The 22,192-nt window shown below is 68.7% G+C and carries 17 protein-coding genes and 2 tRNA genes; 5 read left to right on the plus strand and 14 right to left on the minus strand.

What is annotated here, in order from left to right:
- Positions 1–407: 407 nt before the first annotated feature.
- Both ACWEVS_RS40840 and ACWEVS_RS40845 read left to right on the plus strand, forming a co-directional pair.
- Positions 408–968 carry an SMI1/KNR4 family protein gene (locus ACWEVS_RS40840; protein WP_452556179.1) on the plus strand — a complete coding sequence of 187 codons (561 nt, stop codon included), beginning with the start codon at positions 408–410 and terminating at the stop codon, positions 966–968.
- Between the two features lie 115 nt (positions 969–1,083).
- The gene (locus ACWEVS_RS40845) at positions 1,084–1,323 is read left to right on the plus strand and encodes a hypothetical protein (protein ID WP_452556181.1); all 240 of its coding nucleotides are present in this window, start codon (positions 1,084–1,086) and stop codon (positions 1,321–1,323) included.
- Here the strand turns inward: ACWEVS_RS40845 and ACWEVS_RS40850 are convergent.
- Together ACWEVS_RS40850 and ACWEVS_RS40855 are read right to left on the minus strand one after the other, a co-directional pair.
- Positions 1,307–2,137 (minus strand): integrase, encoded by an 831-nt coding sequence (locus ACWEVS_RS40850; protein ID WP_452556183.1) that lies wholly within the window; start codon positions 2,135–2,137, stop codon positions 1,307–1,309. The genes ACWEVS_RS40845 and ACWEVS_RS40850 overlap by 17 nt on opposite strands.
- A gap of 1 nt (position 2,138) precedes the next feature.
- Positions 2,139–2,906 carry a sigma-70 family RNA polymerase sigma factor gene (locus tag ACWEVS_RS40855; RefSeq protein WP_452556185.1) on the minus strand — a complete coding sequence of 256 codons (768 nt, stop codon included), beginning with the start codon at positions 2,904–2,906 and terminating at the stop codon, positions 2,139–2,141.
- A gap of 272 nt (positions 2,907–3,178) precedes the next feature.
- Between ACWEVS_RS40855 and ACWEVS_RS40860 the strand changes: the two genes are divergently transcribed.
- Positions 3,179–3,427: a hypothetical protein gene (locus ACWEVS_RS40860; RefSeq protein ID WP_452556187.1), complete on the plus strand. Its 249-nt coding sequence runs from the start codon at positions 3,179–3,181 to the stop codon at positions 3,425–3,427.
- Between the two features lie 69 nt (positions 3,428–3,496).
- Here ACWEVS_RS40860 and ACWEVS_RS40865 read toward each other — a convergent pair.
- From ACWEVS_RS40865 to topA, 6 genes are all read right to left on the minus strand, one after another.
- Positions 3,497–3,573 (minus strand) — tRNA-Thr (locus tag ACWEVS_RS40865).
- A gap of 57 nt (positions 3,574–3,630) precedes the next feature.
- A complete protein-coding gene (locus ACWEVS_RS40870; protein WP_452556189.1) occupies positions 3,631–5,097 on the minus strand; it encodes an alpha/beta hydrolase in 1,467 nt (488 codons plus the stop codon).
- A gap of 161 nt (positions 5,098–5,258) precedes the next feature.
- Positions 5,259–6,083: a PSP1 domain-containing protein gene (locus tag ACWEVS_RS40875; protein WP_354909524.1), complete on the minus strand. Its 825-nt coding sequence runs from the start codon at positions 6,081–6,083 to the stop codon at positions 5,259–5,261.
- A 114-nt stretch (positions 6,084–6,197) separates the two neighbouring features.
- Entirely contained in the window at positions 6,198–7,373 is a 1,176-nt protein-coding gene (locus ACWEVS_RS40880) for a DNA polymerase III subunit delta' (protein ID WP_452413437.1), read from the minus strand.
- Between the two features lie 10 nt (positions 7,374–7,383).
- The gene (gene tmk / locus ACWEVS_RS40885) at positions 7,384–9,267 is read right to left on the minus strand and encodes a dTMP kinase (RefSeq protein WP_452556191.1); all 1,884 of its coding nucleotides are present in this window, start codon (positions 9,265–9,267) and stop codon (positions 7,384–7,386) included.
- 318 nt (positions 9,268–9,585) lie between these two features.
- Entirely contained in the window at positions 9,586–12,246 is a 2,661-nt protein-coding gene (topA, locus tag ACWEVS_RS40890) for a type I DNA topoisomerase (protein WP_452556193.1), read from the minus strand.
- A gap of 177 nt (positions 12,247–12,423) precedes the next feature.
- On the opposite strand from topA, the gene ACWEVS_RS40895 reads away from it, so the two are divergent.
- Complete coding sequence (locus ACWEVS_RS40895; protein WP_354909235.1) at positions 12,424–12,609, plus strand: DUF5703 family protein; 186 nt, start codon at positions 12,424–12,426, stop codon at positions 12,607–12,609.
- A gap of 192 nt (positions 12,610–12,801) precedes the next feature.
- Here the strand turns inward: ACWEVS_RS40895 and ACWEVS_RS40900 are convergent, their stop codons facing one another.
- The 3 genes from ACWEVS_RS40900 to ACWEVS_RS40910 form a co-directional block, all read right to left on the minus strand.
- The gene (locus tag ACWEVS_RS40900; RefSeq protein WP_452556195.1) at positions 12,802–14,787 is read right to left on the minus strand and encodes a chaplin family protein; all 1,986 of its coding nucleotides are present in this window, start codon (positions 14,785–14,787) and stop codon (positions 12,802–12,804) included.
- 182 nt (positions 14,788–14,969) lie between these two features.
- On the minus strand, positions 14,970–15,575 hold the full coding sequence (locus ACWEVS_RS40905; RefSeq protein ID WP_452556197.1) for a hypothetical protein: 606 nt from the start codon (positions 15,573–15,575) through the stop codon (positions 14,970–14,972).
- Positions 15,576–15,762: 187 nt separating this feature from the next.
- Positions 15,763–17,040, minus strand: coding sequence for a M20/M25/M40 family metallo-hydrolase (locus tag ACWEVS_RS40910; protein WP_452556199.1), 1,278 nt, complete (start codon positions 17,038–17,040; stop codon positions 15,763–15,765).
- A 108-nt stretch (positions 17,041–17,148) separates the two neighbouring features.
- Between ACWEVS_RS40910 and ACWEVS_RS40915 the strand changes: the two genes are divergently transcribed.
- Positions 17,149–17,234, plus strand: a tRNA-Leu gene (locus tag ACWEVS_RS40915).
- Positions 17,235–17,554: 320 nt separating this feature from the next.
- On the opposite strand, the gene ACWEVS_RS40920 is transcribed toward ACWEVS_RS40915, so the two are convergent.
- The 3 genes from ACWEVS_RS40920 to ACWEVS_RS40930 form a co-directional block, all read right to left on the minus strand.
- Positions 17,555–19,771: an N-6 DNA methylase gene (locus ACWEVS_RS40920; protein WP_452556201.1), complete on the minus strand. Its 2,217-nt coding sequence runs from the start codon at positions 19,769–19,771 to the stop codon at positions 17,555–17,557.
- Complete coding sequence (locus tag ACWEVS_RS40925) at positions 19,768–20,412, minus strand: hypothetical protein (protein WP_452556203.1); 645 nt, start codon at positions 20,410–20,412, stop codon at positions 19,768–19,770. Before ACWEVS_RS40925 ends, ACWEVS_RS40920 begins: the two co-directional genes overlap by 4 nt.
- Before the next feature lie 904 nt (positions 20,413–21,316).
- Positions 21,317–22,009, minus strand: coding sequence for a CAP domain-containing protein (locus tag ACWEVS_RS40930; RefSeq protein WP_452556205.1), 693 nt, complete (start codon positions 22,007–22,009; stop codon positions 21,317–21,319).
- Positions 22,010–22,192: the final 183 nt, after the last annotated feature.

Consider the following 22,192-nt stretch of genomic DNA (forward strand, 5'->3'; position numbering starts at 1 on the left):
TGGGCTGGCCTTCCGCTTCGACAAGACTCCCGACAGCTATCTGGCAGGCCTGCATCTACGCGGGGCGATCTTGTGGATCCGAAGCCTCCAACCCGTCTGAAGATCCGAAGTCCGTACAGGCCCTAGGCCCGTTCGTGGCCTCCAGCTCCGGCGCGCAGATGGGAAGAGATCGAAGTCGGTGATTGTCGCGGCCCCACCCTCCCAGAGCGGGACGTACCGCACCCGCATTAGAAGAGCGACGCTCCTGTGGTCCGGTGTGCTGGGTGGCCTGCGGGGATGCCAAGCATCGATAGATGCCACACCTTGATCATCTCGTGTATGTCCCGCACCTGGAGGTTATCGGGAAGGGCAGCCCTAGCCTTGTACTGCACATGCAGCAGCCACTCGAAACGGGGTATCTTCTCGCGATGAGTGCCAAGTACGCATGGTCTGAACGCTTCCCTGCAAGCCCTCTGGTGACCGAGGGTTCTGATCACCCGGCGGTCAGTCCACTCGGCGATCTGTATCCCCCGGCTACCGAAGCAGAGGTCCGCCAGCTTGAAGAGCGGCTGGGCATGGAGTTGCCGCCGAGTTACCGGCAGTTTCTCCTGTTCGCCAACGCGTGGGGCAGCGACGATGACTGCCGCCTGCTGCGTGTCGAAGAAGTCGGCTGGCTCCGTGATGTCGATCCCTCGATCGCCGAGATCTGGTCAGCACCCAAGCGGGAGAACTCATGGAGCGTGCCCGACGAGCTCTACTTCGTCTACGGACTGGAGCAGGACCCCATTCATTACAGAGGGGAGTATGTGCCCGACACCCTTCTGATCGGATACTGGGCTGACGGAGTTGCTCTCCTCAATCCCCACGTCCGCACCGCTGAAGGCGAGTGGGAAGCCTGGTACCTCGAACCAGGACTGGCCGGCGCTAACCGTTACAGGTCCTTCTGGGACCTCGCAATGGACGAGCTGCGAATGCGATACCCGAGTTGATGTCCCTTTCGTCGTTGAGCTAGCTTCGCCGTCTCGGGCCCTTCGTGGCGGTGGTCATGCGCGTGGGCAGGCAGATCCCTCATATAGGCAACGTCGTAGACGTGGTAGTCGAGTCATGGCCAGCACCACGGATGAATTTGGTTGGACGCCCTACACCAACCGCGGGACCTGGCTACGGGTCCGGGCTGTTCACCGTTACGGTGACGTCGAGTATGAGCTGTGCATGGAAGGCGGCCAGATGCTGATCCGCCGCCTGGAATATCGCCGAAGGCCGGTCGTCATTTCCGAGTCCTGTCGCGGCCTGGCCCGGCACGTCGAAGCTGCGTGGGTCAGCCTAATCAAGTCGCTGCACTGAACCCGTGGCAGAGCGCGATCGTGGCGTCGTCGCTCACCTTGTACCGAGGCCATCGCGATTTACGCGCGTCCGCCAGCTCGACCTCGCGCACCCGGCGAAGCCACTCCCCCGGCCCGGCCTCTGCGAGCGTTGCCAGGGCCTGGCCCCATTCCATCGCCTCGTAGGTGTCCACGAGGCAGGAAGCCCCATCCGACATGACGGCGACCGAGCGGACGTCCTCAAGGGGAGCCGCACCAACCAGGGCATGCTCGGCCGCTTCCGGTACGGCCCCGGCCAACCAGTAACCGCCCTCGACGTTGCGCAGCTTGCGCTGAGTGGCGATGAGCTCCTCCAGGCGCTCGCGCTGCTCCGCACTTCCTGGCACTGCGGTCTTGGCCGCCCGGGAAAGGCCCCCAATCAGGGCATCGACCCGCTTGTCCGAGACGACCTCGACGCCGGCCCCAAGCGCGATAGCGATCGTGGCGTCCGAAAGCACGAGGTAATCCAGCTGGTCACCGAAACTCCGTGCAATGGCCACGGTCGCCGAAGGCGTACCGTCAGCGGTCAGGTCGCAGGTGTCCGCGTGGCTTAAGGCGACCGCCTCCAAAGCCGAGTAGAGCACGCCCCCCAACTCCCTGCCCGGCTCTCGCGAGGCCACGGCCACGATCTGCGTGGCAAGGGAGTTGGCGTACCACGGGGTGCCGTGAATGCATCCCGTGGCCAGCCGTGACGTGCTCACCCCGTCCACCACCGCCACGACGTCCGAGGAGGCCGCCACGGCATCCTCATTGGGAACCTCAGCAGACCCGGCCAGCGTGGCGAAGTATACGTCCATATCAGACCCCCGGCGCCAGGTAGTAGTCAGAGGCGAGCCGTGTGGCCACGATCTCCCGGCCGGTGGTGTCCGGGTCGAAGTCACACTCGATGATCGCAGAGAACCGCTTGCCCTTCAGTTGCTTGTACATGTCGGCGATGTTGTGCTCCAGGAAGTGCGCGATGCCCGCCTCACCGACCGCGTGGATACCGGCCCCGTAGAGAAAGGTCCCCTTTCCATCGGGCCGACGCAGGCGGGCCAGATACGCGTAGTCGCGCGGCTCCTCGGCGTCCATCGGTGAGCGGAACATCTTCCCGGCCCGGTGGTCGATGAGGTGCCAGCCCTGTTCGTCCTTGTCGAAGGAGATCGCCTCGTCCGACTCGATGACCTCGCGCAGGTTGGGAAAATGACGCGGGCCGCACATGACAATGAGGTTGTCGCGATTGAGCCTGACGAAACCCCCGCTTGGCTCCACCTCGTGAGTAGCGTCCAGGCCGAGCGACTTGGTGGGCTGGCGCAGGCGTTCGAAGGCGATCAGGTCGTCATGCGCCACCACCGGCTGGGGGTCGGGCCGCCCTGTTTCGAGCTTGCCGACCATGACGACTGTGAGTGTGTCGGTACCGAGGAACGCGCGCTCGGGTGCCGGTCCTGACTTCAGGAGTTGGCCGACACGCTGACGGGTCATTCCGAGCGCCTCGCCGATCTGGGTGTTGTTCATGCCGCTGTCCACGAGCTCTTGCAGCGCCTCGCGCCGGACTCTGGCCAGCTCTTCCCCGCCTTTCTGGAACACGTCATGGACTCGCCCGGCTTAGCCCGTTGGAGCGGCTCTTTGATGCTCAGCACCTTGAGCACGTCTGGATGCATTTGGCCCTCCGTCGAAACCAGCAACACGCAAGGGGGGGCTTGACATTGGCCGTGGGGTGCGGCTCAAGCTAGCCTCTAGGCGCAATTGCTCCTTTCGTTAGAGCGAAAGAGGCTCTTGCGTAACGCGAGGTCAGCCGGGAAGACCTGGGAAGGCCCCCGCCGGAGATCGGAAAGGATCAGGGTCTCGTCTTCGCCTCAATGATTGCTCGACTCCCACAACGTCCGCGCGCCTTCCGCCTGATCGTCGCCAAGACCGACCTGCGCCCGAAGCAGTGGACCCCCGCGAGCTACGGCACAGCTTCGTGTCCTTGCTCTCCGATCAAGGTATTCCCCTGGAGGCGCCTGGTCGGCCACAGCAGCACGGCGGTAACCGAACTGGTCTATCGCAAGCAGATCAGGCCGGTCATGCAAGAGGCGACGGCCATGGATCGGATCTTCAAGACATGAGGGCAGGAGGCTTAGTCAAGCAGTTAGACAAACAGAAGCCCCTCGCGATCTTGCGAGGGGCTTCTGAGCTGGAGCCGCCTTCGGGATTCGAACCCGAGACCCCTTCATTACGAGTGAAGTGCTCTGGCCGACTGAGCTAAGGCGGCGTGCCATACAACGTCATGAAGTCTACAGGAGCCCGCGGAGTCCTCGCGCCTTCCTTTTCACTCGATCGCGGGGCATCTCGTGTCCTCGCGCGGCGCCCGGCCGGTCAGCAGGTAGGCGTCGACCAGCCCGTCCACGCACGTCGACCCGTTCAGGTAGGCGGTGTGCCCGTCGCCGTCGAAGCTCACGAGCACGCCGGACTCGAGCTGCCCGGCCAACGCCCTGGCCCAGTCGTACGGCGTGGCGGGGTCGCGGGTGGTGCCCACCACGAGGATCGGCGGCGCGCCCGACGCCCGCAGCGGCCGGGCCGGGGTGGTCGGCGGAGCCGGCCAGAAGGCGCAGGGCAGCGAGCTCCACATGATGAACGCCCCGAAGCCTGGCACCTTCCGCTCCGCCTCCTCCGCCGCCTTCGCGAACCCGGCGGTCGTGCGGGGGTAGGGGCTGTCGACGCAGTTGACGGCCATGTTGGCCTCGGTCTGGTTGGTGTACGTGCCGTCCTCCGCGCGTCCGACGAGTCGGTCGGCGCTCCGCAGCAGCAGGTCGCCGTCGCCGTTGGCCGCCGTGTGGAGCGCGTCGGACAGCAGCGGCCACGACCGCCGGTCATACAGCGGGGTCAGCGCGCCGAGCGTGGCCAGCGCCTCGGTGACCTGGCGCCCGCCACCTCGCAGGGGCCTGCGGTCCGTACGGCGAAGCACCTCCGCGAGCTCGGCGACGGCACCGTCGACCGTACGGCTCCGCAGAAGGCAGTCGGGAGCGGCGACGCAGTCTTCGGCGTAGGCCCTGAAGGCGTCGGAGAAGCCCTTGGCCTGCCCTTCGTTCAGCCGCACCCGGGTGAGGGCGGGGTCGATGCCTCCGTCGAGCACGAGCGCCCGCACGCGACGGGGGAACAGGTCGGCGTAGTGGGCCCCTAAGGACGTCCCGTACGACTTGCCGAGATAGGTCAGCCGGTCGTCGCCGAGCGCGGCGCGCAGGATGTCGAGGTCGCGGGCGGCGTTCGTGGTGCCGAGGTGCGGGAGCAGGCGGGCGGAGGCGGCCTGGCAACCGCGGGCGAACTCCCGGGAGCCCTTCTCGAGCGCGGCCACCTCGGCGGTGGTGTCGGGGGTGGCGTCGAGGGCGAGGAAGGCGTCCAGCCGTTCGTCGCTCAGGCAGTCGACCGGCGACGATTCGCCGACGCCGCGCGGGTCGAAGCCGACCACGTCGAACCTGGCCCGCACCTCGGGGCTGACGACCAGCCGGGCGGCTCTGCCGTACTCGATGCCCGAGCCTCCCGGGCCGCCGGGGTTGAGTACGAGGGAGCCGAGGCGGTCGCCGGTGGCGGGCAGCCTGATCACGCTGATGGACAGCCGGTCGGCGCCCGGGCGGGCGTAGTCGAGCGGTACGGCGAGCTCGGCGCACTGGAACCCGTCGCCGCAGTCGCTCCAGGCAAGCTTCTGCCGGTAGAGGTCGGGAGAGGGGGTGGCGGGCGCGCCGCACGCGGCGACCAGCAGGCTCACCCCGAGACCGATGACGAACCCGCGCCGCCCCACCCCACGTCACCTCCGCGATCCGACTCCGGCACGAACGCCGCCCGAGGCCGCCCTCCAGGAACGAGCCCGCGCCCTCAACCCACGCCGCCTCCGGCCGCTCCAGAGCCCGCGCCCTCAACCCACGCCGCCTCCGGCCGCTCCAGAGCCCGCGCCGGCAACCGTCAGTCGCCCTCGCCGTACGTCGAGTCGTACGCCTTGCGCGGACCGCACACGCTGGCCTTCGAGCACGAGCACCGCCGCCCGCCGTCGTTCAGCCGCACCACCACCGAGTCGGACGGCACGTTGTGCCCCACCACGGTCCCCGGCCCCTCGGGGGTGTCCACAGCGGCCCCGACCCGCGGCGTGGACGCCCGGAACTCCTGGTACAAGGGATGCTCGTACTTCAGGCAGCACATCAACCGGCCGCACGCCCCGGCGATGCGGAGCGGGTTGACCGGCAGGTCCTGGTCCTTGGCCATCCGCACCGACACGGGCTCGAAGTCCTTCAGGAACGTCGCGCAGCACAGGTCGCGCCCGCAGGGGCCGATCCCGCCCTGCAGCCTCGCCTCGTCACGCGGCCCGATCTGCCGCAGCTCGACCCTGGCCCGGAGATTGCGGGCCAGGTCGCGCACCAGCGCCCGGAAGTCGACCCGATGCGGGGCCGAGAAGTAGACCGTGTAGACGTTCTCCTTGTCGAGGTAGTCGACACCCACCACCTTCATCGGCAGCGCGTGGCGTTTGATGAGCCGCTTGGAGACGCTGCGGGCCTCCGCGCGCCGCCGTTTGTTGGTCTCGTCGCGCGTCAGGTGCTCCTCGCCTGCCAGGCCCTGGCACACCGGCAGGCCGTCGATGTCCTCGCTGGAGTACTGCGGCGCCCACACGCATTCGGCGACCTCCGGCCCCGCGTCGGTGGGAACCAGCACCTTGTCTCCCACCTTGGGGCTGTGCCCACCCGGATCGAGGTAGTAGAGCCTCCCGTAGCGGGTGAAGCTCACGGCCATGATCATTCCCATGGGCTCGCGCTCGCCTCCTGACGGCCTCGGACATCCATACCGGCCTTCATTCCCACCCTACGAGAGGCAGCACCGCTCAGGGGGCGCGGCAAGCATCGAAGTCGGCGGTCAGGGGCGGCGCAGCCCCAGCATCATCGCCTCGACCGCGATCTGCGGGTTGACGTTCGCGGCCAGCCGTTCCCTGCACTGCATGATCGCGTCGATCCGCCGCAGGCTCTCCTCCGGTGTCGACGCTCTGGCCAGCGCGTCGAGGTGGAAGCGGTGGTCCTCGTTGGCCAGCTGTACCGGAGCGCCCAGCTGTACGGCCAGCACGTCACGGTAGTACGACACGAGCTCGAGCAGCGCCACGTCCAGGGAGTCGCGTTTCACCCTGGTGGCCCGCGACTTCTGCCGGTCCTCCAGCTCCTTGAGCGCCCCGGCGCCGCCCCGCACCAGCCCCCTGTTGAGGCCCTTGCCCGAGGACCCCTCACCGTAGAGCTTCCTGAGCTCGGCGGTCTCGCTCTCGTTGAGCGCGGTGGTCGCCGCGGCCGCCTCCTCCTCGGCGGTCTTCACCAGGCGCTCGGCGGCCGTGATGCAGTCGCCGACCCCGCTGAGCGAGCGGGGGATCGCCAGCACGGCCTCGCGGCGCTGCCGTACCCCATCGTCGAGGGCGAGCGCCCGCGCACGGGACAGGTCGCCCTGCGCGGCCCGCGCGGCGAAGGCGGCCATCTCCCACGGCACGTTCTCGCGGGTGGCCAGCACGTGGGCCACGGCCTCGCCCGAGGGGGTGACCAGGCCGACGACCCTGCACCTGGACCTGATCGTGATGATCATGTCGTCGGGGGCGGGCGAGCACAGCAGCCACACCGTCCGCGGCGGCGGCTCCTCGATGGCCTTGAGCAGCGCGTTGGCCGCCGACTCGGTGACCCTGTCGGCGTTCTCGAAGAGGATCACGCGCCAGCGGCCCTGGGTCGGGGCGCCGGCGGCCCGCAGGATGAGCTCGCGGGTCTGCTTGACGCTGTAGGACAGGCCCTCGGGCTTGACCGCCTCCAGGTCGGGGTGGGAGCCGATCATCACCTGATGGCACTGCTCGCAGTGGCCGCACCCGCCCGACGGGCACAGCAGCGCGGCGGCGAAGGCGCGCGCCGCGTCTTCGCGGCCGGACCCGGACGGCCCGGTGAAGAGCCAGGCGTGCGTCATGCCCGCGCCGCGCCCGCCCCCCACCACCTCGGCGGCGGCGAGAGCGGCCCGCGAGAGAACGGCAGCAGCCTGCTCCTGGCCCACCAGGTCGTCGAAGACGCTCACCGGGACAAGGTTAGTCGCGGATGGCGGGCATCGTGCCGGTGATGTCTTCGGACTCGCTCGGCACCGGGTCGGGCAGGATGTCGCGCACCCGGTCCTGGACGGTCCTGCTGATCTCGTCGAGCGGCAGCGTGCCGTCGACCACGAGGTAGCGTTCGGGCGCCGCCGCGGCGAGCTTGCGGAACTCCTTGCGCACCCGCTCGTGGAAGTCCAGCGGCTCCGACTCGATGCGGTCGGCCGCGCCGCCCAGCCGGGTCAGCCCGATCGACGGCGGGGTGTCGATCAGCACCGTCAGGCGCGGCACCAGCCCCTTGGTCGCCCAGGCGTTGACGCCGGCCACGTCGGCGGGGTCGAGCGACCGGCCCGCCCCCTGGTAGGCGAGCGAGGAGTCGACGTAACGGTCGGTGATCACCAACGCGCCTCGCTCCAGCGCTGGACCGATGACCTTCTCCACGTGTTCGGCGCGGTCGGCAGCGTAGAGCAGCGCCTCCGCCCTGGGCGACAGGCCCTTCTCCGCCGCGTCCAGCAGGATCGCGCGCAACCGCATACCTATCTTGGTCGAGCCGGGCTCTCTGGTCTGCACCACGTCGTACCCCTGGTCGCGCAGCCAGATCGCCAGCAGTCGCGACTGCGTGGTCTTGCCCGAACCCTCTCCGCCCTCGAAGGCGATGAACACCCCCGGCACTTCTTCCACATCCCCCGGTGTGTAACGCTCACCACGCAGCGCGGCGAGCAGGTCCTCCGAGAGTGACACACCCTTCCTGTCGTCCACCCGCCGCAACGCCAGGGCGCCGCCGACCATCACCAGGCCGCCCACGGCGAGCAGCGCCAGCACGGCACCTCCGGCGAGGCCCGCCGCGGGCGCGACCACGGCCGCCACCAGCAGCAGCGTCACCCTGGCGACCGGCTCCATGAAGGCGCCCCGCAGGACGTCCATGCCGACCCGCCAGGCGACGCCCGCGCACAGGCCGAGCGCCACCGTGAGCATGACCACCACGGACCGGTCACCGACGAGCGCGATCACCCCCAGCGCAGCACCCACCGCGACGACCGAGACCCCCAGCAGGCGCAGCCGCGACAGCTGTGTCAGAACCCGAGAACCGAAGAACAATCCGATCGCGACGCCCACGCCGAGCGCCCCGACCACCACCCCGTAGGCCACCGCGCCGGCCAGCACGCTGACACCGACGAGCGCGCCGCCCGCGGCCACCGTGGCCAGCAGCCCCGCGCGCACACCGCGCGCGCGCCGGTCGGCGCCCACGCCCCGCCAGCCTTCGCGCACCGAAGGCGTCGCGACGGCGCCGCCGCGCCTGGGCAGCCCGCGCAGCGTGAACACCAGCGTGGCCGACACCAGGTAGGCGAGCGCGCTCCCGGCCACCATCCACTGCCCCGCCGCGGTCAGCACGGTGAACAGCAGCGCGGCGACCGGCGCCGTGCCGTACGTCACGAGGACGCCAAGCCTGGTCGCCTCCTCCAGCCGCTCCGTGGGCACCAGCGCGGGCACTGCGGTGTCGCTCGCGGCCCCCCGGAACAGGGCCGCGCACTCGACGAGGAAGGCCGCGGCCACCACCCACGTGTAGCTGCCGGCCAGCGGCACCGACGCCACCAGCGCGAGCCTGGCCAGGTCGGCGACGAGCATCGTCATGCGCCGGTCGAGCCGGACGCCGATCGGGCCCGCCAGCGGGCCCAGCAGCAGCGCGGCCAGCAGCTTGGCGAGGAACACCCCGCCGACGGCCGCCGCCTGCGACTGGTAGCCGTTCGCCGCGGTGACCTGCGTGGCCAGCACGGTCAACGCGAGAAGGGTGAGCCAGTCGCCCAGGCTGCTCGCGGACATGGCCATCCACAGCCTGCGGAAAGATGAGATGTCCAGCACATGCGCCGGTCTGCGGACGGTCATGGTGTCAGGGTATCCAGGGGGGTTGAGGTCGGGAGTCTGATATGCCCGGCTGTTCGTGGCCTGAGGGTAATACCTGTGGACTCCCCGCGCAGGCAGGTTCGGCCGGGGAGATCGCGCGGTGTCGGCCCACGCGCGCCCCCGCTCCCCGCGGCCCCGTTCGCGCGCGCACCCGTACGCCCAGGCGGCACCCGCCCACGCACGGTGAACGACGGAACGACGAACCGGGCACGGCACGCGCCATGCCCGGCTGAAACCGCTCTGCTGACCGGCTGCCGGATCACCCCGTCAGCTTACGATCGGTGACCGACAATTCACCGGTCACGATTTGGCGGCAGGCTTCTTCCTCGTCGTCGTGGTCGTCTTCTTCTTGGCCGGAGCCTTCTTCGCCGCGGGCGCCCGCTCACGCCGCTCGGCCAGCAGCTCGGCGGCCCGCTCGATGGTGATGTCCTCGACCGTGTCGCCCTTGCGGAGCGAGGCGTTGGTCTCCCCGTCGGTGACGTAGGGCCCGAAACGCCCCTCCTTGACCACGACCGGCTTCTTGGAGTTGGGGTCCTCGCCCAGCTCGCGCAGCGGCGCGGCGGCAGCCGTACGGCGACCGCGCTGCTTGGGCTGCGCGAACAGCTCCTTGGCCTGCTCGATCGTGATCGTGAGCAGCTCCTCCTCCGAGCCGATCGACCGCGAGTCGGTGCCCTTCTTGATGTAGGGACCGAACTTGCCGTTCTGCGCGGTGACCTCCTCGTCGTCGATCACGCCGACCACGCGCGGGATCGACAGCAGCCTGAGCGCGTCCTCCAGCGTGACCGTGTCCAGCGACATCGACTTGAACAGCGAGCTCGTGCGCGGCTTGGGCGCGTCGGCCTTCCTGGTGCGCTTCTTGGCGTCGTCGTTGGCCTCGGGCAGGATCTCGGTCACGTACGGCCCGAAACGCCCGTCCTTGGCGACGATCATGTTGCCGGTCACCGGGTCCCTGCCCAGCTCGCGGTCGCCGGTCGGCCTGGCGAACAGCTCCTCGGCCTTCTCGGCGGTCAGCTCGTCGGGCGTCATGTCCTCGGGGATGTTGACGCGCACGCCCTCGCGGTCGAGGTAGGGGCCGTAGCGACCCACCCTGATCACGATGTCGCTGTCCTTGATCGGGAAGGAGCTGATCTCCTTGGCGTCGATCTCGCCGAGGTCGGTGACCATCTCCTTCAGGCCCTCGTCGCCCTCGTGACCGAAGTAGAAGCGGCGCAGCTCGGGAACGCGCTCGGCCCGGTCGTTGGCGATGTCGTCGAGGACCTTCTCCATCTCGGCGGTGAAGTCGTAGTCGACGAGGTTGCCGAAGTGCTGCTCGAGCAGGTTCACCACGGCGAAGGCCAGGAAGGAGGGCACCAGCGCGGTGCCCTTCTTGAACACGTAGCCCCGGTCGAGGATCGTACCGATGATCGACGCGTACGTCGAAGGACGGCCGATCTCCCGATCCTCCAGCTCCTTGACCAGCGACGCCTCGGTGTAGCGGGCCGGCGGCTTGGTGGAGTGACCCGACACGTCGAGCCTGGTCAGCCCGAGCGCGTCGCCCTCCGCCAGGTTCGGCAGCCGCTTCTCGGAGTCGTCACGGTCGGTCGACGGGTCGTCGGCGCTCTCGACGTAGGCCTTCAGGAAGCCGTGGAAGGTGATCGTCCGGCCCGTGGCGGTGAACTCCGCGCCGCCGCCCGCCACCTTCACCGTGACCGACTCGCCGACCGCGTCCTTCATCTGCGAGGCCACGGTCCGCTGCCAGATCAGCTCGTACAGGCGGAACATGTCACCGCTCAGCCCGGTCTCGCCGGGCGTGCGGAACTCCTCACCGGACGGGCGGATCGCCTCGTGCGCCTCCTGGGCGTTCTTCACCTTGCTGGCGTAGACGCGTGGCTTGTCGGGCACGTACGCCGAGCCGTACAGCTTGATGGCCTGCGACCTGGCGGCCGCGACCGCCGTCTCCGACAGCGTGATGCTGTCGGTACGCATGTAGGTGATGAAGCCGTTCTCGTACAGCCGCTGCGCCACCTGCATCGTGTACTTCGCGGAGAAGCCCAGCTTCCTGCTGGCCTCCTGCTGCAGCGTGGTCGTCCGGAACGGCGCGTACGGCTTGCGGGTGTACGGCTTGCGCTCCACCGACTCGACGGCGAACGACGCGGTGCGCAGCCGTCCGGCCAGCTCGGCGGCGGCCTGCTCGGACAGGTGGAGCACGCTGGCGTTCTTGAGCCGCCCGTCGGGCCCGAAGTCGCGGCCCTGCGCGACGCGCTTGCCGTCGACGCCGGTCAGCGTGGCGGTGAAGTCGCGCGGCGTCTCCTCCGGCTTGTTGGAGTCGAACAGCGCGGAAAGGTCCCAGTAGTGAGCGGCGGTGAACGCCATCCGGTCGCGCTCGCGCTCCACCACGAGCCGCGTCGCCACCGACTGCACGCGGCCCGCGGACAGGCGGGGCTTGACCTTCTTCCACAGCACCGGGCTGACCTCGTAGCCGTAGAGGCGGTCGAGGATGCGGCGCGTCTCCTGGGCGTCGACCAACCGCAGGTTGAGGTCGCGCGGATTGGCGACGGCCTCCCGGATCGCCTGGGGCGTGATCTCGTGGAACACCATGCGGTGCACGGGCACCTTCGGCTTGAGCACCTCGCGCAGGTGCCACGCGATGGCCTCGCCCTCGCGGTCCTCGTCAGTGGCGAGGTAGAGCTCGTCGGCGTCCTTCAGGAGCTGCTTGAGCTTGCTGACCTGAGCCTTCTTGTCGGGGTTGACGACGTACAGCGGCTCGAAACCGTGGTCGACGTTGACGCCGAGGCGTGCCCAGGCCTCCCCCTTGAACTTCTCGGGGATGTCGTCCGCCTTCTCCGGCAGGTCACGGATATGGCCGATGCTGGATTCGACGATGTATCCGCGCCCCAGGTAGCCCGCGATCGTCTTCGCCTTGGCCGGCGACTCGACGATCACCAGGCGATTTCCGCCGGCGCTGCCGTTGTTGGCTGGCACGCTGCTTCCTACCTCGCTGTTCGCTTGCGTATCCCCCTGCCGGGAGCGGGCACAGATCTGAAAGGTAACCCGTGCCGAGGGTTTTTCCTTCCCCGGGGGCCACCGTCTCACTCAAGGACGCAGAATAAGGCCGAGTGAGTGCCATCGCTCCCTAACTCACCCTGGAGACTAATCGCTGTGCTGGCCTACTCCTACATGGACGTCTATATCCCACGCGACACTTCGCGTGAAGCCGCACGTCAGCTGCTGACCGAACATGCTGAATACGGACAGTGGGAGCTCGCCAGAGTGCGGCTGCACCCCGATGGCAGCCGGCATGTGCGGCTCCGTCGCAAGGTTATCCGGGTCCGCAGCACGTTGTGACATGGCTTTGCCCGCCCTGGGGCCGCGCCCCCCAGAACGGGCAAAGCGTCTCGCCTTTGCCCGTTCCCGCTGGCACGGCCGGGCAAAGTGTCATGGGTCCCGCGAGGGGACGACGGACCTGTGCCCGCCCCCGGTTTGGAGCGGGCAGACGATCCTTTGGTGTTCACCCGCCGGACGCGGGTGGTGCGATGGCTACTTCTTGCCGAAACGAATACGGCGGGTCGTCGCGAACAGCGTGGCGGAGACGGCGAACATGGCGCCCATGACCAGCGCCAGCAGCGCGTTGGAGGTCATCCCGGTGACGCCGGCCGGCTGAGCGGCGCTCATCAGACCGAGGTCGCCGACGGGCAGGGACTTGGCGGCCGAGCCGACCGCCCCGCCCACCGGGGTGGAGGCGACCAGCGAGCCGGCCGGACCGAGAGCCGAGCCGGGGTTGGTGCCGGCGGGAGCGCCCTCGCCCTGCTGCAGAGCGGGCACGGTGGGTACGGCGGGCATGGCGGGCGTGGCGGGCTGCCCCGGCAGGCCGGGCAGACCAGGCAGCGCGGGCAGGCCGAGCGTGCCGGTGAGGTCACCGACCACCGGCAGGGCGGGCAGGCCCGAGCCGCTCATCTGCTGGGTGAGGTTGCCCACATCCTTCACGCCGGCCATGGCGGGTACGGCAGGCATGGCGGGCAGCAGGCCGCCGGCCTTCGCGCCGGCCATCCTGCCGCTGGTGCGCGTCCAGCCGAAGGCGCTGGGGCCGTCGCCGACCGGCCGGCCCACCCTGGCGCCGCCGAGGCACCCCGCCGCGGCGTCACCCAGGACGGCGACCGCGTTGCCGCAGACGTTGACCGGAGCGGTGATCGGCGCGATCACCTGGTTGCCCGCCAGGACGCCGGACCGGCCGGACGTGGTGTTGCCGCCGCCGCCGACGCCGTTGTGCGGGGAGACGGACGCGCCGCCCCTGCATTGGGCCTCGGACAGGCCCAGCGCCGCCACCGCGTTGCCGCAGGCGTTGATCGGCGCGGTGATCGGCGCGATCACCTGGTTGCCCGACAGCACGCCCGAGCGTCCGGAGGTGGTGTTGCCACCCGCGCCCCTGCCGCCGTTCTTCACCGACACGCCGCCCTTGCAACCGGCGAAGGCCTGGCCGAGAACGGCGACCGCGTTGCCGCAGACGTTGACCGGAGCGGTGATCGGCGCGATCACCTGGTTGCCCGACAGCACGCCCGAGCGCCCCGAGGTGGTGTTGCCACCGGCGCCGCTGCCCGCGGCGGTGTTCTCGACCGAGCTGCCGCCCTTGCAACCGGCGGCGGCGTTGCCGACCGCGTTGCCACAGGCGGTGATGGGCAGGCTGATCGGGGCGATCACCTGGTTGCCGCTGCCGGCGCTGAAGCGCCCGTCGGTGTCGTTGCCCGAGGAGCCAGGACGGCCCGGCGTCCTGTGGTAGCCGTGGCCCGGCTTGCCCGGGCGGTTGGTGACGCTCGACCCGCCCTTGCAGCCGGCGAACGCCTGGCCGAACACCGCCACCGCGTTGCCGCAGATGTTGATCGGGCCGCTGATCGGCGCGATCACCTGGTTGCCGCCGAGCACGGAACTCCGGCCCGAGGTGGTGTTGCCCCCCGCGCCGCCCTTGCCGACGTTCTTCACCGAGGCGCCGCCCTTGCAGCCCGCGGTGGCGTCGCCGAAGATGGCCAGCGCGTTGCCGCAGGCATTGATCGGCGCGTTGATCGGCGCGGTGACCTGGTTGCCGCCCAGGATGCTGCTGTCGCCGGAGGTCCTGTTGCCCCCCGCGCCGCCCTTGCCGACGTTCTTGACGGAGGCGCCGCCCTTGCAGCCCGCCTGGGAACTGCCGAACAGCGACAGCGCGTTGCCGCAGGCGTTGATCGGGGCGTTGATCGGCGCGTTGACCTGGTTGCCGCCGAGGATGCTGCTGTTGCCCGACGTCCTGTTCGGGATGCCCGTGTTCCCGACGTTCTCGACCGACGCCCCGCCCTGGGAGGTCGCGGTCGAGTCGCCGGCCGCGGCGATCGAGTTGCCGCTGATGTCGACGGGAAGCGAGATCGGCAGGTTGACCTGGTTGCCACCACCGATGGAGGAGTCTCCGGAGGTGTCGGCGGCGGCGGTGCCGCCACCGAAGGACATGACCGCCACCGCGAGCAGAGCCGCGGGAGTCGAAGCCTTGGCCCACGTACGCATGATGAATGCTCCTAGTGGTTCTGGGGGGATTACCTGACAGTTCGCGGGCAGCCGAGGCCGAGCGAGGTCGTGACGACGACCGCGCACAGCGGAGACCTCGGAAAGGTCGCGAACCAGATCTGACCGGTGAAAGCACACGCTCCGCGGAGGGGACTCGGCCCACGCTCCGGCTTCGAGCGGAATCAGTCAGGTGAGAACGAAGGGTCGTCCGCCGCTGTGCGGAAGACCGGGGGCAGCACGCACGCCAGCGGGGCGCGCTGAGCCGTCTCGCGCGGGTCGACACAGGACCGCGCGAGGTCCCCCATGCCCGGCCCGAACGGGCCGTTGCCACCGCTGTTGGGGGCCAAACCCTTGGCGCCCATGCTCTTGCCCGCGGTGGAAGGTGCGGGGAAGCCGGGCTTCGACTGGCTGGTCAGCCCGTCGACTTCAGCTCCGGCCATGGCCTCGGCGGTGTCCATCACCAAGGCGGTGCCGCCTGCCGTGGGGAATCCGGCGACGGCCTGAGGGGTGTCGGCTCCTGTCGCCGCGGTGGTCTCCGCGGCAGCCGGAGTGATCCCTGCGGCCGCCGACGTGACATCCGCGGCAGCCGGAGTGGTCTGCGCTGCCGACGTGACATCCGCGGCAGCCGGGGTGGTCTCCGCGGCCGCCGGAGTGGCGGTGAGCAGACCGAAGAGCGTGGCGAGCAGCCAACCGGCGGCCAGCAGGCCGCCCACCGTCAGCGCTCGTGCGATGACCGAGCAGGCGCCGGCCGCGAACCGCGCCATCCGGGCGGCCCGATCGGTGGTCACGCGCTCCTCTGAAACAGTCACGGGCACGCGCCGAGCAGGGAGGGCATACGCCCTCCACTGCCGCACCGGCATGCGTGCCACGTGACCTCCCGAGCCAGAAACCGACCTCATCTGTGAGGCCGGTCCGTGGACTCACCCCTCAACGGTCCGTAACCGTAGCAGCACCCAAGGTGGTCGCAAGGGCTTTTCAGCAGAGTCCCAGGAATCGGTCAAGCACCCGCACCCCGAACTGGAGCGAATCGACCGGCACCCGCTCGTCCACCCCATGGAACATCCCGGAGAAGTCCAGGTCCGCCGGAAGGCGCAGCGGCGCGAAGCCGTACCCGGAGATGCCGAGCCGGCTGAAGGCCTTCAGGTCCGTGCCTCCCGACAGCGCGTACGGCACGGCCTTCGCGGCCGGGTCCTCCGCGACCAGCGCCTCGGCCATCGCCGACACCAGTCGTCCCTCGAACGGGAACTCCAGCGCCACCTGGTGCTGCACGAACTCCCTCGACACGTTCGGCCCCAGCAGCTCGTCGATCGTGGCGAAGAACTCCTCCTCGAACCCGGGCAGGAACCGCCCGTCCACCACCGCCTCCGCGCTCTGCGGGATCACGTTGGCCTTGTAGCCGCCCTGGAACATCGTCGGGTTGGCGGTGTTACGGAGCACCGCGCCGATCATGCGCGCCATCGGGCCCAGCTTGTCGACGTCCTCCGGGCCGATCTCCAGCTCCTCCAGCAGCCGCTTCACGGTCGGCGTCAGCCGTACCGGCCACTCGTGGCGGCCGATGCGCGCCACGGCGTCGGCGAGCTCGGTGACGGCGTTGTCGCCGTTGAGCATCGAACCGTGACCCGCGCGGCCCTTGGCCGTCAGCCGCATCCAGGCCATGCCCTTCTCGGCGGCCTCGATGAGATACAGGCGCCGGTCATCGCCCAGCGACACGCTGAACCCGCCGACCTCGCCGATCGCCTCCGTGACGCCCTCGAACAGCCCCGGATGGTTGTCCACCAGCCAGTTGGCGCCGTAGGCGCCACCCGCCTCCTCGTCGGCGGTGAACATCAGCACCACGTCACGCGGCGGCCTGCGCCCCTCCCGCACCCGCTGCCTGGCCACGGCCAGGATCATCGCGTCCATGTTCTTCATGTCGACGGCGCCCCTGCCCCAGACGCACCCGTCGTCGATCTCCCCCGACAGCGGGTGGTGCCGCCAGTCGCCCGCGTCGAACGGCACGACGTCCAGATGCCCGTGGAGCAGCAGCGCGCCCCTGCCCGGGTCCTCTCCCTCGATCCGGGCGACCACGTTGGCCCTGCGGTCGTCGCTCTCGAGGATCAGCGCCTCCAGGCCCACCTCGGCGAGCTTCTCGGCCACGTACTCCGCGGCCTTCCTCTCACCCGGACCGGCGTTGTCGCCGGCGTTCCTCGAATCGATGCGGATCAGGTCGCGGCAGAGGTCGACGACCTCGTCCTCGCCGGTGCGCGCGGTCATGCGGACTCCTTCGATCAGGTCTCGAGGAAACACGGTATGACGCACCCCGCAGAGTTTGCTAACCTTACTGAGCCGACGCGGGATGACGGTCCCGCGTGCAGGCACCAAGTCCGGGTGGCGGAATAGGCAGACGCGCTAGCTTGAGGTGCTAGTGCCCTTTGCGGGGCATGGGGGTTCAAGTCCCCCCTCGGACACTTCACAGCAAAGCGGGAGGAGTTACGACTCCTCCCGCTTTGCTGCGTTGGCCTTGCAGTGACTTGGAGAACCGGGTAGCAGCTCACCCCCAGGCCCTGGGTTTCCAAGCCCTGGCGCCCCATCTGGCTGATCACCGTAGGTCTTCTACGCAGGTAGGGTGCGCCGTTTGCACAGCCAAGCCGTACTTCGACCGTATCCCCGAGCGTTACCTTGATCAGCGCTTTCCATCCTGGCGACCCGCCACCGAGGGCCAGGCCCTGTACGAGACCCTCGACTGGCCCCTGTGACCGCCGCCATCCACACGATCGCCTGAGGCGTTTCACTCGGGGGGGATGGCTCGCCCCGAGATCAGGAGAGGAAGCAGCGCGTCCCGGAGTGCCGCGGTGGTCCGTGCGATCTGCTCATGCGTGGCGATCTTGTCGCTCAAGGCTTGGAGGGCACGACCGATCGCCCCCCGCGCCTCCGCAGGGGGAAGCACCACAGGCAAGGTTCCCAGGACGCGGGTGTTGATGCTGGGAAGCACGCTCCCGGCAGAATTGCGAGTCAGCCAGTTACGCACCAATGGGGAGTTCAGATAGTCGCTCAGATACTTTGGGTCAACCCCCTCTTTGGGACGAATCCTGATCAGTCCTGTGCCGCACACCCACCCTTGGTGCGCGGAGGTCACGAGGGCGTGTCGGCCGATCACCCCGGTCCGCGTGCAGACGATGTCGCCCTCCGTGAGCCGATAGCTCTCCAGCTTGCCGGCTGTGTCCTCGTCTATGCGATCGAAGGCTCCTGAGATGCGTCCGCCGACGAGATTGCGCGGTTTGACGACGCCCACGGACCCGTCGTCCGAGGCACGGGCGGAGGGACCTGCGGTGAGTTCGCTAATGGCGGCAAGGCTTACTTCGCGCCAGCCCAGCGGCAACTCGCGAACCGGAGATTCGAGGATCTGAGCTCGCCCGATCACCTGACCCATCACCATGTCCGCCCTCGCCCCCTGCTCATGTAGCCGATCTAGCTCACGAAGCAGCGTCTCGATGCCTCGACGGCCATCGTCCGTCCTGGCGGTGGGCTCCCTGAGAACGTACTTTCCGGGAGTGAGGTCATAGTCACTTCTGCTCAGATCCTCAGCAGTCACGACGGCGGTGGGCAACGACTCGTGGGCCGGGATCACACCCGCACGCAAGTTTGCGAGAACATCGCGAATCGCCTCGTGGTCCTCCTCCGAAAGCTCTCGCTGAGCACGCTGTGACAACCGGCCCAGCCCAGTTGCGTCCACCAGGAGAAGCTCCTCCCGCGGATTCGGAGACCGGCGCAGGACCCATATCGTGGCGCCGATCGCCGTGCCGTAGAAGAGCATCGGAGGCAGTGCTATCACCGATTCGATGCAGCCGTCCGCCACCATAGCCTGCCGGATCACGCGCTCGCGTCCCCCGCGGAAGGCGGCTCCAGCTGGCATGACGACCGCGGCGCGCCCACCCGGCGACAGCCGCTCCAGCACGAACTGCAACCACGCGAAATCCGCGTTGCCGCGGGGCGGTGGTCCGTAGAGCCAGGACCTATTCAGCGCCGGATCTTCCCGGGACCAATCGCGTATGCCGAACGGAGGGTTCGCGACGATGTAGGAATAACTAGACGAGGGTTGATCAGGACGGCTCAGGACGTCGAGCGACTGCCTGCCGAGCCGAGCGTCGATGCCGTGCAGCGTCATGTTCATCTTTGCCAGGGCCAGGGCCTCGGCATTGAGAGCGTCGCCGTGAACGGTGAGGCCGGGGGCTCGAAGAGCTGCGGCGAGCAGTATTTCCCCCGAGCCGCAGCATGGATCGTAGATCTCCCCGGGCGCCTCGGCGGTGAGGGCGTCCACCAAGACGCGGACGATGGAAGGGGGCGTGTAGAACTCCCCACCGCGTCTGCCCTCCAACGTGGCGAAGCGATCCAGCAGAGCGCGAAAAGCTGCGGCGCCGCCCATGTCGCTAACCGCGGCGTCGGCGAACTCGACGAGCTCCACGGGGATCTTCGCGCCCACATTGAAGGCGACGGGTGACAGAGTGTCGCCGGTTCCGAGCTTGTTGACGATGGAGCTCATCAGGGCTGTCGCATCGCTTCGGCTGCCTGTGAGAACAGATGACCACCCATCTCGATCGTGCGCTCGCGTATAGATCAGGCTGAGCACCAGATCGCGATAACGGACGACGTCGTATGTGCCTCTCAACCGCTCGAGCGTCCGCCACAAGTCGGTTGTCGCTGGGTGCTCACGCCTGGCTGCCGGGCGGGCCTGCGGCATCTGTGCTGCTGGTCCTGCGAGATTCCTGCGGAACCGTTCGCCGAAAGTCGCGCCTGGCCGCTCTTCCGGCAGGAGCGCGTTGCTCGCGATCCTCCGCTGGTCGAGCCATTCCAGCACCGCCTCGACCGCAAACAATTGCTCTCCTTCGACGAGCTGCGGCCGGGGATAATCCTGGTGACGGCGCTCCCAATTGCTCACGGCGGGGCGTTTTACCTGAGCCAGTCGCGCGATCTCGGTCCGGGAGACGAAACCCTGCGGAGAGGTCAACGTCTCGTCCCTTCCGGTCGGCGAGTCAGCACCTCCGGCACCCGGTCGAAGGCTCGCAGCCAACCGACGAACTGCGGCTCCACGTAGCCGAGCAACTTGTAGATCTTGGCATGGTCCGCTGCCAGATGCCGGTGATGGATCGGCTCGTGATGCATGATGCGATTACGCAGAAAGACCATGGTCTGCAGATTGTCGCGCAGCGACTCTCTCCTGCCCGAATAGTACGGGAACGCCCGGTGCAGAGCCGGGACCCACAAGTGCCGGTCGTACTTTCGGCTCAGAAGCGACACCCAGAAGCCAAACGACAGCTCGGTGACCACGTCGTCGGCGAAGGGCGGGCTTACGCCCTTCCTGGCCAGCTTCTGCTTCGCCGCGGCGACCTTGGCCGCCTCGTACTCGTCCAGAGGAGCCACCCGCCACCAATCGTCCATCCCGAACCGGTTCCGCAGCCGGTCGTGCTCGGCGTTGCGCAGGCAAATCTCCAGGCAGTGCAGCGGCCCGTAAAACGCCTCGGACACCTGAACGTTCCACTGATACAAGTCCCACGCGACCAGACGATCGCCCGAGAGCGCGCCGAGATACGGGGCGAAGCGCGGTACGGAGATCACCCGCTCAACCCATCCGGGCAGTTCGGTATGCAAGACGGCACCTCCGAAGTCATGGCTGACGTGCAGCGACGCCTCGGGGTATGCTGGGTCTCGTAAGCCCCGGGTCCGCCTCTGCTCTGCATGCCGCCCGGGGCACGGCTTTTCCTGATCCAATAGCCGTTACGAATCCCGCCGCCAAAGGCTCTGGCTACGCCGCAAAGGTACATCTCTACGATCACTCGACGCAACTGTATTGAGACTACACAAACTGTTAACGCTGGGAGCGGAAGGGCGATCCCATACACCGATGGCAGAAATCGGGACGCCGCTCCTCTCCTCCAGCGTGCGCATGTGCGACTGCGCGTCCGGCAGCAGGTCCCCGGATGTCTCCTCCTGCCACGCGGCAGTTCTTCGTACACCGGGGTCATGTGGTAGAAGCCGGCCTGCGTCATCGGGATCTACTCGTGCCGTACGCCGTCAAACTTCGTCGACATCCGGGTGCCGATCTGGCCCCGTTGCCGCGCCCACCTGTCCGCCTGGCCAGAAGGAGAACAGCTACCCGAGGCCGAACGCCACCGCCTGATCCAGCAGTCACCACCACCAACAACCTGGACGACGAGGCGAGTAGGTCACTGGCCGAGCTGTTCCTGACGACGGCGAGGGCTACATCGTCTCCGGCCCGCTGGCCTGGAGGCCCACGAGGTCATGCTGCTGCTCACCGACCGACTGTCCCAAAAGGCCATCCTCGATGCCGCCCAGTGCACAGCCACTCCCGACGTCCTGCGCCAGTGGTTGACTTACGCCCTCGAGCAGCGCTTACGACCTCGCGGCTGATCAGCGCTGGGAAGCGCAGCGCCCCCGTCCTCTCGCTGATGGACGGGGGGTGCTCTCGTTCGTACGCAGCGGCGCCAGGCGGTCGGCAGGCGGGGAGCGGCGGGCCGTTCGTGGACCGGACGGGTTACCTGACAGGCCGAGGGACGTTGTCCCTGAAGTGGGCCCCGTCGTTCCCGAGGAGGTTGCCGGGCGGGTTGTAGAGGCACACGACGTACGTGTCGAACCGGCCGGATGCCTGCCTGGTGGCATGCGCGCAGCCCAGCTGGGTTGAGGACTTCCACACCACCTGCGTGAACCAGCCGGTGTCGAAGGAGTACCCGGGCTTGTTGAAGTCGTAGTGCCTGATCCCGTCGTACCAGCCCTTCACGGTGTCGGCGCACGAGGTCACCGCGCCGGAGTTGGCGGTCGAGAAGAAGGACAGCGCCTCCCCGCGGCCGTTCTTGAAAGGTGAGCTGTGGTCGATGGCTCCCTTGTCGGCGTAGTAGGCAGCGGATTTCTTGGCCGCTTCCAGGCCCTCCGGCTCAGTCCACATCGCGGGTACCCCGTGCCGCGCGCGATAGGTGTTGTGCGCCTTGAGGCAGTCCTGCTGGTAGGCGTCATCCGCGGTCAGCCGTGAGGAAGAGCGGACCTTCGCCGATTCAGCGGGGCCGCTCCCGGGGGGAGAGGCGACGGCTTCCCGCGGCAGCGGTTGCGGGCCGTGGGCCTGGCTCCGCGTCGACGCCGAGAGCGGCGGTGTGGCGCTCGCGGGGGTGACGCCGAGGGCGAGAGGGAGTGTCAGTGCCACGGCGGCCGGCAGTACCTGCGGGGGGAGGGACATGAGAGGACTCCGATCGAAACCTGTCGCGCTACGTGATCCTTCAGACGCGGACGGTAGCTGAGCGTGATCGGACGGTCACACTAGCCGGTCGGTGACATGCGCCTTTCCCATCAAAGGCGATCTTTGCCGGCGCGGCCGGACCGGCGTCCCGACAAGGTAGGTGAAAGGATCTTGCACTGCCCC

The organism is Nonomuraea sp. NPDC003754, assembly GCF_053605785.1.

Bases quoted from the DNA above. Each gene is read 5' to 3' on its own strand.
- ACWEVS_RS40840 (WP_452556179.1), top strand. From the start codon at position 408: ATGAGTGCCAAGTACGCATGGTCTGAACGCTTCCCTGCAAGCCCTCTG.
- ACWEVS_RS40845 (WP_452556181.1), top strand. From the start codon at position 1,084: ATGGCCAGCACCACGGATGAATTTGGTTGGACGCCCTACACCAACCGC.
- ACWEVS_RS40850 (WP_452556183.1), bottom strand. From the start codon at position 2,137: ATGGACGTATACTTCGCCACGCTGGCCGGGTCTGCTGAGGTTCCCAAT.
- ACWEVS_RS40860 (WP_452556187.1), top strand. From the start codon at position 3,179: ATGATTGCTCGACTCCCACAACGTCCGCGCGCCTTCCGCCTGATCGTC.
- ACWEVS_RS40875 (WP_354909524.1), bottom strand. From the start codon at position 6,083: ATGATCATGGCCGTGAGCTTCACCCGCTACGGGAGGCTCTACTACCTC.
- tmk (WP_452556191.1), bottom strand. From the start codon at position 9,267: ATGACCGTCCGCAGACCGGCGCATGTGCTGGACATCTCATCTTTCCGC.
- ACWEVS_RS40900 (WP_452556195.1), bottom strand. From the start codon at position 14,787: ATGCGTACGTGGGCCAAGGCTTCGACTCCCGCGGCTCTGCTCGCGGTG.
- ACWEVS_RS40910 (WP_452556199.1), bottom strand. From the start codon at position 17,040: ATGACCGCGCGCACCGGCGAGGACGAGGTCGTCGACCTCTGCCGCGAC.
- ACWEVS_RS40930 (WP_452556205.1), bottom strand. From the start codon at position 22,009: ATGTCCCTCCCCCCGCAGGTACTGCCGGCCGCCGTGGCACTGACACTC.